At 70.1% G+C, this 15,591-nt stretch carries 15 protein-coding genes; 9 read left to right on the top strand and 6 right to left on the bottom strand.

Features of this window, described 5'->3' with window-relative positions:
- Positions 1 to 13: 13 nt before the first annotated feature.
- The 7 genes from F8568_RS10795 to F8568_RS10765 are packed head-to-tail and all read left to right on the top strand — an operon-like array spanning position 14 to position 8,588.
- The gene (locus F8568_RS10795; protein ID WP_202124780.1) at positions 14 to 1,966 is read left to right on the top strand and encodes an AMP-binding protein; all 1,953 of its coding nucleotides are present in this window, start codon (positions 14 to 16) and stop codon (positions 1,964 to 1,966) included.
- Positions 1,963 to 3,246: an FAS1-like dehydratase domain-containing protein gene (locus tag F8568_RS10790; protein ID WP_151593392.1), complete on the top strand. Its 1,284-nt coding sequence runs from the start codon at positions 1,963 to 1,965 to the stop codon at positions 3,244 to 3,246. Before F8568_RS10795 ends, F8568_RS10790 begins: the two co-directional genes overlap by 4 nt.
- Positions 3,243 to 4,049: an enoyl-CoA hydratase/isomerase family protein gene (locus tag F8568_RS10785; RefSeq protein ID WP_151593391.1), complete on the top strand. Its 807-nt coding sequence runs from the start codon at positions 3,243 to 3,245 to the stop codon at positions 4,047 to 4,049. Before F8568_RS10790 ends, F8568_RS10785 begins: the two co-directional genes overlap by 4 nt.
- 14 nt (positions 4,050 to 4,063) lie before the next feature.
- Positions 4,064 to 5,197: an acyl-CoA dehydrogenase family protein gene (locus tag F8568_RS10780; RefSeq protein ID WP_151593390.1), complete on the top strand. Its 1,134-nt coding sequence runs from the start codon at positions 4,064 to 4,066 to the stop codon at positions 5,195 to 5,197.
- Complete coding sequence (locus tag F8568_RS10775; protein WP_151593389.1) at positions 5,190 to 6,350, top strand: acyl-CoA dehydrogenase family protein; 1,161 nt, start codon at positions 5,190 to 5,192, stop codon at positions 6,348 to 6,350. The genes F8568_RS10780 and F8568_RS10775 overlap by 8 nt, the downstream gene beginning before the upstream one ends.
- 31 nt (positions 6,351 to 6,381) lie before the next feature.
- A complete protein-coding gene (locus F8568_RS10770; RefSeq protein WP_151593388.1) occupies positions 6,382 to 7,665 on the top strand; it encodes an FAS1-like dehydratase domain-containing protein in 1,284 nt (427 codons plus the stop codon).
- A complete protein-coding gene (locus F8568_RS10765) occupies positions 7,662 to 8,588 on the top strand; it encodes an LLM class F420-dependent oxidoreductase (protein WP_202124778.1) in 927 nt (308 codons plus the stop codon). Before F8568_RS10770 ends, F8568_RS10765 begins: the two co-directional genes overlap by 4 nt.
- A 70-nt stretch (positions 8,589 to 8,658) precedes the next feature.
- On the opposite strand, the gene F8568_RS10760 is transcribed toward F8568_RS10765, so the two are convergent.
- The 3 genes from F8568_RS10760 to F8568_RS10750 all read right to left on the bottom strand — a co-directional run bounded on the left by F8568_RS10760 (position 8,659) and on the right by F8568_RS10750 (position 10,906).
- Positions 8,659 to 9,195 (bottom strand): hotdog family protein, encoded by a 537-nt coding sequence (locus F8568_RS10760; protein ID WP_151593387.1) that lies wholly within the window; start codon positions 9,193 to 9,195, stop codon positions 8,659 to 8,661.
- A 74-nt stretch (positions 9,196 to 9,269) separates the two neighbouring features.
- The gene (locus F8568_RS10755) at positions 9,270 to 9,695 is read right to left on the bottom strand and encodes a Zn-ribbon domain-containing OB-fold protein (protein ID WP_202124777.1); all 426 of its coding nucleotides are present in this window, start codon (positions 9,693 to 9,695) and stop codon (positions 9,270 to 9,272) included.
- Between the two features lie 17 nt (positions 9,696 to 9,712).
- A complete protein-coding gene (locus F8568_RS10750; protein WP_151593386.1) occupies positions 9,713 to 10,906 on the bottom strand; it encodes a thiolase C-terminal domain-containing protein in 1,194 nt (397 codons plus the stop codon).
- Between the two features lie 251 nt (positions 10,907 to 11,157).
- On the opposite strand from F8568_RS10750, the gene F8568_RS10745 reads away from it, so the two are divergent.
- Together F8568_RS10745 and F8568_RS10740 are read left to right on the top strand one after the other, a co-directional pair.
- Positions 11,158 to 11,466, top strand: coding sequence for a hypothetical protein (locus tag F8568_RS10745; RefSeq protein WP_151593385.1), 309 nt, complete (start codon positions 11,158 to 11,160; stop codon positions 11,464 to 11,466).
- 75 nt (positions 11,467 to 11,541) lie between these two features.
- Complete coding sequence (locus tag F8568_RS10740; RefSeq protein WP_151593384.1) at positions 11,542 to 13,068, top strand: class I adenylate-forming enzyme family protein; 1,527 nt, start codon at positions 11,542 to 11,544, stop codon at positions 13,066 to 13,068.
- Between the two features lie 85 nt (positions 13,069 to 13,153).
- Here F8568_RS10740 and F8568_RS10735 read toward each other — a convergent pair whose 3' ends face one another.
- From F8568_RS10735 to F8568_RS10725, 3 genes are read right to left on the bottom strand one after another with little or no spacing between them, the layout of a single operon-like run.
- Positions 13,154 to 13,360 carry a hypothetical protein gene (locus F8568_RS10735; protein WP_151593383.1) on the bottom strand — a complete coding sequence of 69 codons (207 nt, stop codon included), beginning with the start codon at positions 13,358 to 13,360 and terminating at the stop codon, positions 13,154 to 13,156.
- A 2-nt stretch (positions 13,361 to 13,362) separates the two neighbouring features.
- Positions 13,363 to 14,508, bottom strand: coding sequence for an amidohydrolase family protein (locus F8568_RS10730; RefSeq protein ID WP_151593382.1), 1,146 nt, complete (start codon positions 14,506 to 14,508; stop codon positions 13,363 to 13,365).
- Positions 14,505 to 15,572, bottom strand: a complete 1,068-nt coding sequence (locus F8568_RS10725) for a DUF2889 domain-containing protein (RefSeq protein ID WP_151593381.1) — start codon at positions 15,570 to 15,572, stop codon at positions 14,505 to 14,507. Before F8568_RS10725 ends, F8568_RS10730 begins: the two co-directional genes overlap by 4 nt.
- Between the last annotated feature and the right edge of the window lie 19 nt (positions 15,573 to 15,591).

The raw sequence follows: 15,591 nt of genomic DNA, 5'->3' as shown, positions 1-15,591 counted from the left end.
GGATGTGGGCTGAGTGGACGAACTGACCCCGACGGCATGGCTGTTCGACGTGGACGGCACTCTCCTGGACTCCGTGACCGGGACGTCCCTGCGCCCGCTGGCCAAGGAACTGCTCAGCGGTCTGGCCGAGCGGGGCGTGCCCGTGCTGCTGTGGAGCGCGGGCGGTGCCGACTACGCGCGCCGCCGCGCGGACGGGGCGGGCATCGCCGGATACGTCGCGGCCGTGCATGACAAGGAACGGCGGGACGGGGACGGCCGCTGGGTCCTGCCCGACCTGCCGCCGGAGCACACTCCCGCCGTCCTCGTCGACGACCAGCCGGACGAGCTCCCCCCGGCCGGGGAGGTGCTGGGAGTCTCGCCGTACGTCGGCCCGAATCCGCGCGACACCGGACTCGCCTCCCTGCTGGCAAGGCTTGCGCGCCCCAGGGAGTCGGTCCGGGTGCTCGAACGAAGGGAAGCAATGAACGACGTCGGCCCCGAATGCGGGCGGCCTCTGTCCGCTCGACTGTGCCGGATGATCGCCATCGATCCTTCGGCGACCGCCCTCACATTCGGTGATCGGACCTACTCGTGGTCCTTCTACCGCGAGGCGATCGAGGATCTGGAGCATCTGCTGGACGGGACGGGCGCAAGGCGCATCGGCATCGTGCTGCGCAACCGTCCCGCTCACGTGGCGGCACTGATCGCCGTGCTGGCGACGGGCCGCGAGGTCATCACGCTCAGCCCGTTCCACGGGGACTCCGGACTGGCCGAGGACATCGCGGAACTCGCACCGCAGGCCGTCATCGCGGATCCGGAGGACTGGGCCAGGGAGGGCATCGCCGCAGCGGCGCGGGGGGTGGGGTCGGTCGCGATCGAGACCGGTGACGCCCGCGCCCTCATCCGGCACGCGGCCGCCTGGACTCCGGATCCGCGCCCGGCCGAGGCCTCCGACGTGGCGATCCTGATGCTCACCAGCGGGACCACCGGCAAGCCCAAGCGGGTCGAGTTGACCTACGACCGGTTCACCGCGGCGTTCAACGCCGCCGGCACGGGCGCCGCGATGGACGCGGAGGCGCGCCTGCGCCCCGAGACCGGCATCCTCTGGGCGTCCCTCGTGCACATCGGCGGATTCTATTTCGCCGTGAGCGCCGTCCTGGAGGGCCGGGCCACGGCGCTGATGGAACGGTTCGACGTCGAGATCTGGACGGCCCTCGTCCGCGAGTACCGTCCCAAGATCGTCGGGCTGCCGCCGGCGGCCATGCGCATGGTCATGGACGCCGACGTTCCGCTCGACGTGTTCGACGGTGTGCGCGGGGTCCTGTCCGGCACCGCGCCGCTGGACCCCTCCGAGGCCGAGCGCTTCGAGGCCCGCTACGGCGTTCCCGTGCTGACCAACTACGGCGCCACGGAGTTCGCCGGTGCCATCGCCGGCTGGCATCTGAAACTGCGCAGTGAATGGGGCCATCTGAAGAAGGGCAGTGTCGGGCGCCCGCACCCGGGCATCGAGTTGCGCATTGTCGACCGCGAGAGCGGAGCGCCCTTGGGCACCGGCGAGATCGGTGTCCTGGAGGCGCGCGGAGGCCAACTCCCGGGCGCCGGATGGACGCGCACCACCGACCTGGCCTCCCTGGACACGGACGGTTTCCTGTTCATCCACGGCCGTGCCGACGACGCCATCAACCGGGGCGGGTTCAAGATCGTTCCGAGCGTCATCGAGGACGCGCTCAAAGCGCATCCGGCGGTCACCGACGCCTGCGCCGTCGGACTGCCCGACGAGCGGCTCGGCGAGGTTCCGGTCGCCGCGGTCAGTCTCCGTGCCCCGGCCGAGGCCGTGGAACTCCGCGACTGGCTGGCAGGTCGGCTCGCCCGCTACCACCTGCCTACCGACATCAAGATCGTGGACGAGCTGCCGCGCACCCCGTCCATGAAGATCAGCCGCCCGGACGTCCGGGCCCTCTTCGTCACCGAAAGGACCGCCCGATGAGCGAGACGACCGATGAGCGCACCAAGGAGGAGTTCGAGCAGGCGACCTCCGCCGAGCTGAACGACGCCGACATCGACAAGGACCGCGCGATCGTCGGCCGCGACTGGGCGAGCCGGTCGCAGGAGTTCCTCGGCACCGCGACGCCGGAGGCCATCCGCAACTTCGCCAACGGCTACGGGGACGACAACCCGCTGTTCACCGACCCGGAGTACGGGCGGGGCACCCGCTGGGGTGGGCAGATCGCTCCGCCGATCATGGCGGCGATCCTGAACGCCCCGCTGCGCGGTGAGCGGCCGTCCAAGCAGGAGCGGGGCGGCAGCTACCGCGGCATCCACGCCTTCGTGTCCGGGGGCACGTGGGAGTGGTACCGGCCGATCCGGCCCGGCGACACCCTTTACAGCTTCGGAGGCCTGGAGTCGGTCGAGGTCAAGCGCTCGGAGTTCGCGGGACGGTCGGTCGTCAAGGTGAACCGCGAGGTCAAGATGAACGGGAACGCCGAGGTCGTCGGCGTCTACCGCACCCTGGTCATCTACACCGAGCGCAAGAAGGCCCGCGAGCGCGGCAAGTACAGCAACATCGAGGAGCCGAACTACACCGACGAGGACCTCGCCAAGATCGACGAGATCTACGCGGCGGAGAAGCCGCGCGGCCGCGAGCCGCGCTACTTCGAGGACATCAAGGTCGGCGAGGAGCTCCCGCCGATGGTCAAGGGCCCGCTGACCACCACCGACATGGTGGTCTTCCATGCCGGCGGCTACGGCTTCGTCCCGTACGGGTTGAAGACCGGTCGGCTCGCCTACCGGAACCGGCAGCGGATCGCCCCCTTCTACATCAAGAACGACTACGGGGTGCCGGACGTCGCGCAGCGCGTCCACTGGGACTCCGCCTGGGCGCGGGCCATCGGCAACCCCCGTGCCTATGACTACGGCGTCCTCCGCGAGTGCTGGGCGCACCACTACCTGACGGACTGGGCCGGCGACGACGCCTGGGTCGTCGCGCAGCACGACGAGATCCGCAAGTTCAACTACCAGGGCGACACCCAGTTCCTGTCGGGCGAGGTCACGGCGAAGGACGATCGGGAGGGCCGGTGCCTGGTCGACATCGCGTTCAAGGCCACCAACCAGCGCGGCGAGGACACGATGAAGGGCACCGCGACCGTCGCCGTGCCGAGCCGTGAGCAGGGCCCGGCGCTGCTGCCGGAGGTTCCCGCCGACCTGCAGCGCAAGGCGATCGAGATGATGGCACGGCACGGCGAACTGCTGCGCGAGGACCGGCGATGACGGCCGATGAGGGCGGCGCGATCCGTTCCGTCCTCACCGAGGGCGTCCTGCGGATCACCCTGGCACGCCCAGGAAAGGCGAACGCCCTGCGCCGCGAGGACATGACCGCTCTGCTCGACGTCCTCGAACGTGCGGCGGCGACCGGCGACGTGCGGGCCGTGCTCATCGACGCGGAGGGACGGAACTTCTGCGCCGGCGCGGACCTGGTGACCGCCAATGCGCCGGGGGCCGGCAAGCCGCCGCTCGGCTCGATGATCCGTTCACTGGCCGCGACTGCGCACCGGCTGATCCAGACGCTGTGGGACTTCCCGGCGCCGACGGTCGCGGCGGTGCAGGGCCGGGCGGCCGCACTCGGGCTGAACATCGCGCTGGCGACCGACTTCGTGGTGGCCGCCGACACGGCCTCGTTCGCCCACCCGTTCGCGCAGCGGGGCTTCACCGCCGACAGCGGCGCCACCTACCTGCTGCCGAGGCTCATCGGAGTGGCGCGCGCGAAACGGATGCTGATCCGCGGGACGGTCGTCCCGGCACCGCAGGCGCTGGAGTGGGGGCTGATCGGGGACGTGGTCCGAGCAGAGGAACTGCCGGGGGCGGCGGAGGCCCTCGCGGTCGAGTTGGCGGCCGGGCCGACGCTCGTCCATGCGCTCACCAAGGCACTGGTGTCGGACCATCTGACCTCCGACCTGCCGCGCGCCCTGGCGGCGGAGGCCCGCACGGTCGAGCTCAGCCTGCGAGGCGACGACTTCAAGGAGGGCGTGCGCGCCTTCCTCGGCCATCGCCCCCCGGTCTTCACCGGCCGTTGACCAGGAGGAACAGCGTGGAGATCGGATTCACCCCCGAGCAGGAGGAACTACGCGCCGTGCTGCGCGCCTTCCTGGACGAACATGCCGACAGGCGGAGCCTGATCGCCACCGAGGACCGGCACGCCCCGGAGCTGTGGCGGCGCATGGCCACGGAGATCGGCGTGCAGGGGCTCGCCGTTCCCGAGGAGTACGGCGGCGCGGGTTTCGGGGCGGCTGAAATGTGCGTGGCGTTCGAGGAACTCGGCCGTTCGCTCGCCGGCGGGCCGATGCTGGCGACTGCCGGGTTGGTCGTGCCGGCGCTGCTGGCCTGTGAGGGCGAGGACGCAAGGGCGGAGTTCCTGCCGGGTATCGCAGATGGCTCCACGGTCGCGACGCTGGCGTTCGTCGAGGCCGAGGGCACCTGGGAGACCGGCGCGGTCCACACCCGTGCGAAGCGGACTGGCGACGGCCACATCATCGATGGCACCAAGTACTTCGTGCTGGACGGAGCGATCGCCGACCTGGTCCTCGTCACCGCCCGCACCGATGACGGGACGGCGCTCTTCGCGGTCTCCGGCGATGCCGCCGGGCTGTCCCGTCGCGCGCACGAAGCCGTCGACCTGACGCGGGGAATGGCCCGGCTGGACTTCGCATCCGTGCCCGCTCGCCTGCTGTCGTCCGATCCGTCCGTGGTCGAGACCGCGCTGGACCGGGCTCGGATCGCCCTCGCGGCAGAGCAGGCCGGGGGAGCGCAGTGGTGCCTCGACACGGCTGTCGCCTACGCCAAGACCCGTCACCAGTTCGGACGTCCCATCGGGAGCTTCCAGGCGGTGAAGCACCGCTGCGCCGACATGATGGTCGCGGTCGAAGCGGCGCGCTCCGCCACTTACCTCGCTGCGCTCACCGCGCATGGCGCCCCTCAGGATCTGGCCGTCGCCGCCACGAGCGCCCAGGTCTGCTGTTCGCGTGCGTACACGGAGGTCGCGGCAGGCGCCATACAGGTCCACGGCGGCATCGGCTTCACCTGGGAGCACGATGCGCACCTGTTCTACAAGCGCGCCAAGACCGACGAGCTGCTCTTCGGTACGGCCGACTGGCACCGCGAGCGGCTCGCGCGGCTCACCGGAATGGGGACGGCCGAGACCACGGAAGGGGCCGTGAATGTCTGACGACACCGAGTTCCGCGAGTCATTGCGCGCGTTCCTGAAGGAGCACGCGCCGGGCAGGGCGCCGAAGGGCGCGGCCGAACGACTGGCCTTCGCCAAGGCGTGGGCGGCGACCAAGTACGACCACGGCTTCGCCGGGCCTGCCTGGCCTCGTGACGCGGGAGGCATGGGCCTGCCGTTCGAGCAGCAGGTCATCTACCACGAGGAGATGGCCAGGTACCGGCTGCCGGCGATGCCAGGGACCGGCTGGGAGATGGTCGGACCGACGATCATCAAGTACGGAACGCCCGAGCAGAAGGAGAAGTATCTGCGCGCGACGCTGCGCGCCGACATCGTGTGGGCGCAGGGTTTCTCGGAGCCCGAGGCCGGCTCCGATCTGCCCGGTCTGCGCACGACCGCCCGCCGCGAGGGCGACCACTACGTGGTGAACGGCCAGAAGGTGTGGAACACCAACGCCGAGAAGGCCGACATGCTGTTCGTGCTCGTCCGGACCGGCACCCAGGAGGCGCGGCAGAAGGGCATCAGCTACCTGCTGATCGACGCGCACGCTCCTGGCGTGACCGTCCGTCCGATCCGCGACATCACCGGCGGCGAGCACTTCTGCGAGATCTTCTTCGACGAGGTCAGGGTGCCCGTGTCGCAGCGCGTGGGGGAGGAGAACGAGGGCTGGCGCATCGCCCGGACGACCCTCGGCCACGAGCGTTCGGCGGGAGCGCTGAACCAGGCCGCGTTCTACCGCCGGATCGTGGACGAACTGATCGCGCTGGCCCGCGAGCGCGGCGCCGTCGCGGACACCGGCATCCGCCGCAGGCTCGCCGACTTCGATGTGCGCGTCCGGGTGATGAACGCGCACGCGGCCCGGACGATCGCCTCGATCGTCGCCACCGGCGAACCCGGCCCCACATCCTCGGTGTCCCGCCTCTACAACAGCGTGTTCGAGCAGGAACTGCACGAGTTCGCAGTCGAGCTGCTCGGCCCGTTCGGGCTGCTCGGACGCGATGACCCTGACACGGTGCAGCGCGGCCGGTGGACGGGCGGATGGCTGGCCACCCGCGCCTCCACCATCGGGGCGGGTACCGCCGAGATCCAGCGCAACACCATCGCCGAGCAGGTGCTCGGCCTGCCCCGCGACCCGGCAATGCCGCCTCGCTCATGACCTCGACCTGTAATGAGGATACTCTTTAGCTATGAGAACCAAGGAATCTTTCCAGAAGGCGCCAACTCGGCAGCAGTTCGGGATACTGACCGATGAGGCCATCGAGCAGTCACGAAAGCGCCTCGGCGTTCCGCAGCCGCAGCACAACCCGCCTCACAACTACGAGGTGACGTGGGACGGCGTCCGGCATTTCGCGTTCGGATACGGTGACGACAACCCTCTGTACTGCGACCCCGGGTACGCGGCGTCCTCCCGGTGGGGCAAGCTGATCGCACCGCCCACCTTCCTGTACACGATGGGTGAGGACGCGGCCCCCAAGCCGTCTCCAGAGACCAAGGCGCTGCTGAAGGGTGATCCTTTCGCCGGGCTCGGCTCTTACCAGGCGGTCATGGAGTTCGAGTGGTGGCGTCCCCTGGAGCAGGGCGATCGCTGCAGGGTCCTGCAGGCGCAGGTGGGCGTCCAGCCGAAGCCGAGCAGGTTCGGCAAGCGGACCGTCCACATCACCCACGACTACATCTACACCAATGGTGCCGGCGATCTGCATGCGGTCAGACGCGGCACCTGGATCAACGCCGAGCGGCACACCTCCAAGAAGGTGGCCAAGGAGAAGCTCGTCCAGGAGCCCTACACACCTGAACAACTGGCCGAGATCGACGCCGCCTACGCGGCCGAGACCCGCCGGGGGGCCGAGCCGCGCCACTTCGAGGACGTCCGAATCGGTGATGAACTGCAGCCGCGGGTCAAAGGCCCGCTGACCACCACCGACGTCGTGGTCTGGCATCTCGGCTGGGGCATGCAGCTCACCCCGCCCGGGTCGTTCCGCCTGGCCCACCGCATCCGCCGGAAGGCGCCCGGTCTCTACCCGCCGAACGACCTCAACATCCCCGACACCGTGCAGCGGCTGCACTGGGAACCGAAGCGCGCCCAGGAACTCGGCCTCCCGAGTTCCTACGACTACGGAGGCATGCGCGAGACGTGGCTCTGCCACATCATCACCGACTGGATGGGCGACGACGCCTGGCTGTGGAAGCTGCGTTGCGAGCACCGGAAGTTCAACTACATCGGTGACGTGACATGGGTGCGCGGAAAGGTCGTTGACAAGGTCCGGCAGGACGGCCGGAACGAGGTGCACCTCGAGGTCTGGTGCGAGAACCAGCGCGGCGAGACCACCACTCCCGGCACCGCGGTCGTCCTCCTGCCGTCCCGGAGCGCCCCCAGGGTCGAGTTGCCCGCACCCCCGGCCACGGATCTGGACGGAATGGTCCGGCACGAACTCGTCCGCTACGGCGTCGGTGACCAGGAAGACACCGAATGACCCGAAGGATTCGTGTCACCGTCGACTACCCGGTCAGTGTCCGAGGCTACGATCCGAGCCTGCTCGCACCCGAAGGCATGCGCCGGATCGCCACGGCCGCTGAAGACGCAGGGCTGGACGCCATCGCCTTCACCGAGCACCCGGCCCCGTCCAAACGGTGGCTGGACGCGGGCGGCCACGAGGCGCTGGACGTCACCGCGGCGCTTTCCTTCTGCGCCGCGGTGACCGAGCGGCTGCGGCTCCACTCCTACCTTCTCGTCCTGCCCTATCGAAATCCGTTCCTGACGGCGAAGAGCGTCGCGACCGTGGACGTGCTGTCGGGCGGGCGGATGACGCTCGTTGCAGGTGCCGGCTACATGAAGTCGGAGTTCAAGGCGCTCGGCGTTCCGTTCGAGAACCGCAACGACCTGTTCGATGAGGCCCTGGAGGTGCTACGGGGCGCCTGGACGCAGACTCCCTACACGTTCCAGGGCGGTGCCTTCGAAGCCGATGCGATCGCCCCGCTCCCCCGGCCCGTCCAGAAGCCGGACGGCCCGCCGATCTGGATCGGTGGGAACAGCGCGCGAGCCCGCCGGCGTGCAGCGGAACACCAGGGGTGGAGCCCCCTGCTCATCGACGAGACCCTGTCCCGCACTACGCGCACCCGAGCGCTGAGCAGCGTGAAGGAACTGGCCCAGGCCATCTCGTCCGTCCGCGACATGGCCGCCGACATACAAGGCAAGGACGCTCGCCTGGACGTTCAGGTCCAGACTCCGCAGAGCGGCTGGCTCCGAACCGGCGGCTCAGCGGAGGAGCACCGCGAGCACCTGGGCCGCCTGGTGGAGGCCGGGGTCACCTGGTTCGTCATCCAACCCCCGGGTGACAGCGTCAGCGCGACGGCCGAGGCGCTGGCCAGGTACGGCGAGGTTCTTTCCGCCTTCTAGACCCATCTGCCTCCAGCACACGAAGAGCGGCCGACGTGAAGGCACGTCGGCCGCTCTCTTGCGTCGTCTGTCAGGGCTGTCCGGGCTTGAGTGCCACGAACAGGCCCTCCGCTTCGGCGCAGAGGGTCTCGCCGTCGAGAATGACACCCCTGAGGAAGCGCTTGCGGCCCTCCTCGCGGTCGAACCACGCCTCGGCGTGCAGATCGCGATCCAGGGGGGTGATGCTGCGGTAGTCGACGCGAAGGTAGGCGGTGCGGGAGATGGGACGTCCGCCTGCGTTGGCCAGCCTTCCGAGCATCTCGTCGAACACCAACGGGATCGCCCCGCCGTGGGCGGCGCCGTTGCCACCGAGGTAGTAGCGGCCGAACCGGACACTGCCCTGGACATGCTCGTCGTCGGACTCGTCGACCGTGAACACGGGAACGAGCGCTTGCCCCCGTCCGGGCAGGTCGATGCGGTGCCCGGTGATCTGCTCCCGCTCGGGGACGGCGTAGCGCCCCAGCTCCACTGCCAGGTCCTCGAAAGCCCGGGTCATCTCCTTGAGCAGCTCCGGTGGCGGAGCCGCACCGGTGATCCGGTCGTGGAGCAGGCGCAGCGACTCGATCATGCCGGCGAACTCGGGGCCACCGGGAGCGGAGTCGTCCCCATTCCCGGCTCCCCAGCCTGCGGTGCCGTAGCGGCTCATCCGCGCGCCACGGGGCGGAACAGCGGCAGCAGCCAGCCGTCGGAGATCGGCGAGAACAGGACTTCGAGCTCCATGCCGATCTCGACCTTCTCCGGCTCCACGTCGATGACGTTGCTGACCAGTCGGGCACCCGGAGCGTCCGGCAGATCGAGGATGACCGGGACCAGGGTGATGTCCGGCAGGCCGGGGAAGCCGTGGACGACGGAGAAGCTGAAGACGGTCGCGCGGCCGGACAGCTCCGTCCAGTCCACCTCGGTCGACTGGCATTCCGGGCAGAACGGCGTCGGCGGAAGCCGGAACGTTCCGCAGGCGGCGCACTTGGGCGCGACCAGCCGTTCCTGCTTGGCCGCCTGCCAGAACGGCTCGGTCGAGGTGTCGGTAGTGATCCGCACGCGGTCGGCCGGAAGGGCCTGTGCCTTCATGTTCGCTCCCATGCTGTTCACGCGTCCCGGCCGAGGATGAGCCCGCTGACCGGCAGCGCCGCGGGGCCGCCGGAGACCAGCGCCAGCTCCGCGCCGGCCACCTGGTTGACGGCGGTGCCGCGCATCTGCTCGACGGCCTCGCGAATGTGGGTCATGCCGATGATGTAGGCCTCCGACAGCTGCCCGCCGTGGGTGTTCACCGGTATCGAACCGCCCTTGTAGCGGATCGCGCCGCTCTCGACGAACTCGCCGCCCTCGCCCTTCTTGCAGAAGCCGTAGTCCTCGAGCTGCATGAGGACCATCGGTGAGAAGTGGTCGTAGAGCAGTGCGACGTCGATGTCGGTGGGCGCGACCCCGGCGCGCTGGTACAGGTGCTTGGCGACCGGGGCGTGTCCGGATGAGGCGAACGCCTCGCCGGGCATGCCCATCCAGGCGAAGGCTCGACCCCAGTCGCGGTGGCCGCCGTGGGCCGCGGCGATGACCGGGACGGGCTTCTGCCGGAGGTCGCGCGCCTTGTCCAGGCTCGTGGTGATCACCGCGACGGCGCCGTCGGTCTCCAGGCAGAAGTCGAACAGGCACAGCGGCTCGGCGATCATCCGGGCGTTGAAGTAGTCGTCCAGGGTCATCGGCTCGCGCTTGAGGGCCGTCTCCCGGTTGCTCGCGTTCTGCCGCTGCGACATGGCGATCTCGGCGAACGCCTCGCGGCGCGTCCCGTAGTCGTGCATGTGGCGGCGGGTGAGCACCGACATCAGGTGACCGGGGCCGGAGAGCCCTGACGGCTGAAGGAACGAGTTGATGGGGCTCGGCGCCGCGGCCGCGAAGACGCTGCCGAGCCGCTGCCTGGCCTGCTGCAGGGCCATCACCGTGACGACGACGGTGGCGTCCCCGGCGAGGATCGCCGCGCGGGCGAGGCCGATCGAGCCGGCCGAGCCGCCGCCGCCCGACGTCAGCGCGGCGCTGAAGGTGACCTCGGGGATGCCGAGGGTCTCCATGAACTCCGCCGTGTCCATCTGGGAGCCGTATCCCGCGCCGGCGCCCGAGTAGTAGGCGAACCCGTCGATGTCCTTGACCGAGAGACCCGCGTCCTCGCAGGCCGCGAGGATCGCCTTGCCGGCCAGCTCCGTGATCGTCTGCGGAACGGACTGCCCGCGCGGGTAGTACGGCGTCGCGCCGACTCCGACGATCGCGACCTGCGTTGCGTTGCGGCTCACATATGCCTCCACTGTGCCGTGTACCGGCCGGTGCTCTGCACGGGGCGGTTGCCTCTATTCGTTATACCGTTCATCGCCAACACCCCGAGAGTCAGGGGTCGAAGGGAGTCGAGGTCGGTAAAAAGAAGATACTCATCTCTCCACTTTCCGAAGTCGTCGCCCTATAGTGAGAGCCCACCCCCGTACTCGCCCCGCCCTGCCCGGACGTGTCAGGGCGGGGCGGGGGCACGTACGTCTGTGGAGGAAACCCCATGAAGCTTCGCCCAGGTCAGCAGATCGCCAGCACCGTGGATGGGACGAGGTTGATCGTCGTCCGGGCCCCCGCCGAAGAAGTGGCCCTGACCTGCGGCGGCGTTGAGATGGTCGATGCCAAGCAGGCGCCCGCCCCGTCCGGTGTCCCCGCCGACGATGCGCGCGAGGGGACCCAGCTCGGCAAGCGCTACGCCGCGGAGGCACTCGGCATCGAGCTGCTCTGCACCAAGCCCGGTGAGGGGACGGTGGCCGCCAACGGGACGCCGCTGGTGCTCCAGGGCGCCAAGCCGCTGCCCGCCTCCGACTGAGCCCGTAACCGATTCCGAACTCGGGGCCGGGAACGCGTCGGCGGACCAGTCCCCGATCGGCGAGTGGAGCATGCGATGAACGTGACGATGCTGCTGGACATGGCGGCGGACGGATTCGGCGATCGGACGGTGATCGGCTCGCGGAAGGACGGACTCACCGCCGCGCGGCTGCGAGAGCTCTCGGCGGCGGCCGCCGCGCAGGTGCGCGCCGCCGGTGCCGAGGCCGTCGTCTACCTCGCGGTGAACGGCCCCGCGTTCCCGCTGGCGATGTTCACCGCGGCGCGAGCGGGCGTTCCGCTCGTCCCGGTGAACTACCGGCTCGGCGCCGAGCAGCTGGCGACCCTGCTCGCCAACCACCCGAACGCGTACGGCATCGCCGACGAGGCGCAGAGCGAGGCGCTGACCCGCGCGGGACTCTCCGTCCGGACGCCGGAGGACTTCATCCTCGAGGCCGCCCAGGCCGCTGAGAAGGGCATCGGCGACCAGGACGACGCCGATGACGCGCCCGATGCGCCCAATGCGCCCGCCGTCATCATCTACACGAGCGGGACCACGTCCGCCCCCAAGGGCGTCCTGCTGCACCATCGCAATCTGGTGTCGTACGTGCTCGGAACGGTCGAGTTCGCCGCGGCCGGCGATGATGAGGCATCGCTGATGAGCGTTCCGCCGTACCACATCGCGGCCGTGTCCAACGTGCTCACCAACCTGTACGCGGGACGCCGGTTCCTGACCCTCCGGAACTTCAGCCCCGAGGGCTGGCTCGACCTGGTGCGCGCCGAGTCGGTGACCAACGCGATGGTGGTTCCCACCATGCTCGCCCGCATCGTGGACGCCGACGGCGTGGACCGCTCCGTTCCCAGCCTTCGCGCGCTCGCCTACGGCGGGGCGAAGATGACCCCGCGCGTGATCGAGCGGGCCCTGAAGGAGTGGCCGCACATCGATTTCGTCAACGCCTACGGGTTGACGGAGACCAGTTCCACGATCGCGATCCTGGGGCCCGAGGACCACCGGGCCGCGATCACGTCGGACGACCCGCTGGTCCGGGCGAGGCTCGCGTCGGCCGGACGGCCCGTCCCGTCGGTCGAGGTGGAGATCCGGGACGAGGCGGGCCGGCCCGTTCCGGCGGGTGAGGCCGGACGGATCTACGTGCGCGGCGAGCAGGTGTCGGGGGAGTACGCCGGATCCGGGCCCGCCGTCGACGAGCGCGGGTTCTTCGACACCCGCGACTGGGGCCGGCTGGACGAGGACGGCTACCTTTTCGTGGAGGGCAGGATCGACGACACGATCATCCGCGGTGCGGAGAACATCGCACCGGCCGAGATCGAGGACGTTCTGCTGCGCCATCCAGGGGTCGCGGACGCCGCCGTGGTCGGCGTCCCGGACGAGGAGTGGGGCCAGCGCGTCGAGGCGGTCGTCGTGCCGCTCCCGGGCGCCGATCTGGACAGTGAGACTCTGCGCGCATACGCGCGCGAGAGGCTGCGCGGGTCTCGCACTCCGGACCGGATCGCACTCTGGACCGAGCTGCCCCGAACCCCCACCGGAAAGATCGTCAAGCGGGATGTGGTCGCCGGTCTCACGGCGGCCGGCCGGCAGACGGCCTGAACGCCGGCGGGAGGACGAAACGGCCCCCAGGACCCTTGCGGTCTCGGGGGCCGTTTCGCTGTTCACCATGCCGGAAGGCCGCCCGTCACACTTCCGTGCCGGTGTGGACGCGGGCCAGCCGCAGCCCTTCGGCCCGGCCGGGGGCGATGATGTCCCACCGGCCGCATGAGCACGCGCAGCGGTAGCCGCCGTCGCCCACGGGGATGACGGACTGGGCGACGCACCGTCCGTCCTCACTCGCCACGTCGTGGAGGAACTCGGTGGGCGAGTCGTGCATGACGTTGCCGCTCATCCCTACACCGCCACCGCGTCAGCCGTCGGCAGCGGCGGCACGCCTGGGAACAGTTCGGTGAAGGCGCCGACGGTGATCCGGTGTTTCAGCGCGGAGGGCACGTCGTCGAACAGGCCGTGGAGGGTCTCCTGGGTGTGGCCGTAGGTCCCCTCCATGTGGGGGTAGTCGCTGCCCCACATGACGTTGCTGTAGCCCATCGACCGGGCGGCGGCGACCGCCGTGGCGTCGTGCTGGAAGGAGGCGTACACCTGCGAGTAAATGATCTCCCGCGGCGAGCGCTTCAGCTTCGGGCGCACCGCCATCGCGTGCTGGCGGTAGCCCTCCTCGATCCGGTCGGCGATGAACGGCACCCACGTGGCGCCGCCCTCGGAGATCAGTACCTTCAGGTTCGGGTGCCGGTCCAGGGCGCCGGAGGCGACCATCTTCACCACTGCGCGCTGCCCGCCGAACGTCGTCTCGGTGTAGTTGAGGACGGCGCCGCCCGGGCCCCGGTAGACCTGGCCGGCCATGCCGCCGCTCGACAGGTCGATGGGGTCGGTGCCGATGTGGAACGCCAGCACGATCCCGGCTTCCTCGGCGGTCGCCCAGAAGGGCTCCCAGACGTCCTGGTTGTAGTCCTTCTGCCGCGGGTGCGGGCTGACCGGCATGAAGACCGCCCGGAAGCCCATCTCCGCGCACCGCTTCAGCTCGGTGACCGCGTCGTCGATGTCGAGCGTGGACACCTGGGCGGTGCTGATCAGCCTGGGCGAGTACTTGTCGATCGTCTCGTAGGCCCAGTCGTTGGACACGCGCAGAGCTTCCCGGAGCACCTCCGGAGTCCGGAAGGAGCTGCTCCACATTCCCAGCGAGGGGAACACCAGCTCCGACCAGATGCCCTCCTGGTCCAGGTCCGGTAGCCGCTTGGTGATGTCGGCCGCCCCGGGCGCACGGTGCGACGCCTCGAGAAACTCGAGCGCCTTGCCGGTGGGCAGCTTGCGGCGGAACGACATCCCGTCGATGTGGACGGTCTCCCACTGCCCGTCGGGGTCCTTCTCCGTCCGCGGCACCAGCTCGGCGAGCCTCGGGGGCAGGGACTCGCGCCACAGCTCGTCCGGCTCGAGGAAATGCGAGTCGCCCGAGTTCGCCCAGATCTTCTGCGTGTCGCTCATCGGGTCCTCCGTTCGTTGTCGTGGTTGCGGTTCACTGCGCGGTCCAGGAGAGCGGGTACGTCCTCCAGGGCGCGCAGCATGTCGTTGAGGTGCGTGCAGGTCGTGGTGCCGGTGAACCGGTCGCGGACGTGCTTGCGCAGTCCGGCGAGCGGGACGCCGGCCAGCCGGGAGGCGCTCGCCACGGCGGCCGGGCATTCCACCCACGGCAGGACACGGGCGCGAGCCTCGCATCTGGTGAGGGCCCCGCCCTCGACGTCAGCGGTCAGGGTGTACTCGTGGATGACCGTCTCGAGCCCGCCCGGAAGGACGTAGGAGTCCCGGAAGAACGCGTCCACGGTCGCGTGCTCGCCTGGAACCACGTCGATCCGGCGGGCACGACGCATCCCGTGCGGCGGCAGGGAAGCCGTCTCGTGCCAGGCGTCTGGGTCGTCCTCGGCCCTGAGGGAGGGTGCTGTCGGGCCGGTCACGGTCGGAGGCAGTCCGGTCGCCTCGATTCCATTCATGATCGTCCCGCCGGTGGCGAATCCGGCGCAGAGACCGGCGACGAACCCCGGGCGGCCGGCGCGGCCCGGCATCGTGCCCTGCCGCGCCAATTCCGCCTTCATCGCCTGCTCGGAGGTCCCGGCGCTGACCGCCTGCCCAGAGATCAGCGTGGTGACCGGGACCTCGTCCAGCAGGAGATAGAGCAGATCATGCTCCGCGGCCAGGTGCGGATCGGCCTCGTCCAGCCGGCCCCGGAACCCGGAGCTCGCTCGGACGCCGATCAGGGAGTCCAGCGGGCGGACGGGATCAGTGCTCAATTCCCGCACGAACCGTCCGCCGACGAAGTCCACAACGGCGCGCATGCCCGCCTGCGACACGGTGCGGGCCTCGCCGGCCGCGTCTGTGAGCAGGTCGCGCCCCCGGCCGGCCAGGATCAACGGGCCCCGCAGGCCGCCTGGTCGGAGCATGTCGACGGTACTGGTCCGGCGCACCGAGCCGGGAAGCCGCGGGGGCGTGCCCGAGGTGGGCTCGTGCAGCCCGTGACGCGGGTGCAGGGTGCGCGTCGCCGGCGTGAGGGTCATCGCTGCTCCAAGAAGGCGG

Origin of the sequence: Actinomadura physcomitrii, assembly GCF_008923205.2 — a bacterium.
Lineage (GTDB): Bacteria > Actinomycetota > Actinomycetes > Streptosporangiales > Streptosporangiaceae > Spirillospora > Spirillospora physcomitrii.
Note: the sequence above shows the minus strand (reverse complement) of the source record. Positions and strands in the feature narration are given on the sequence as shown.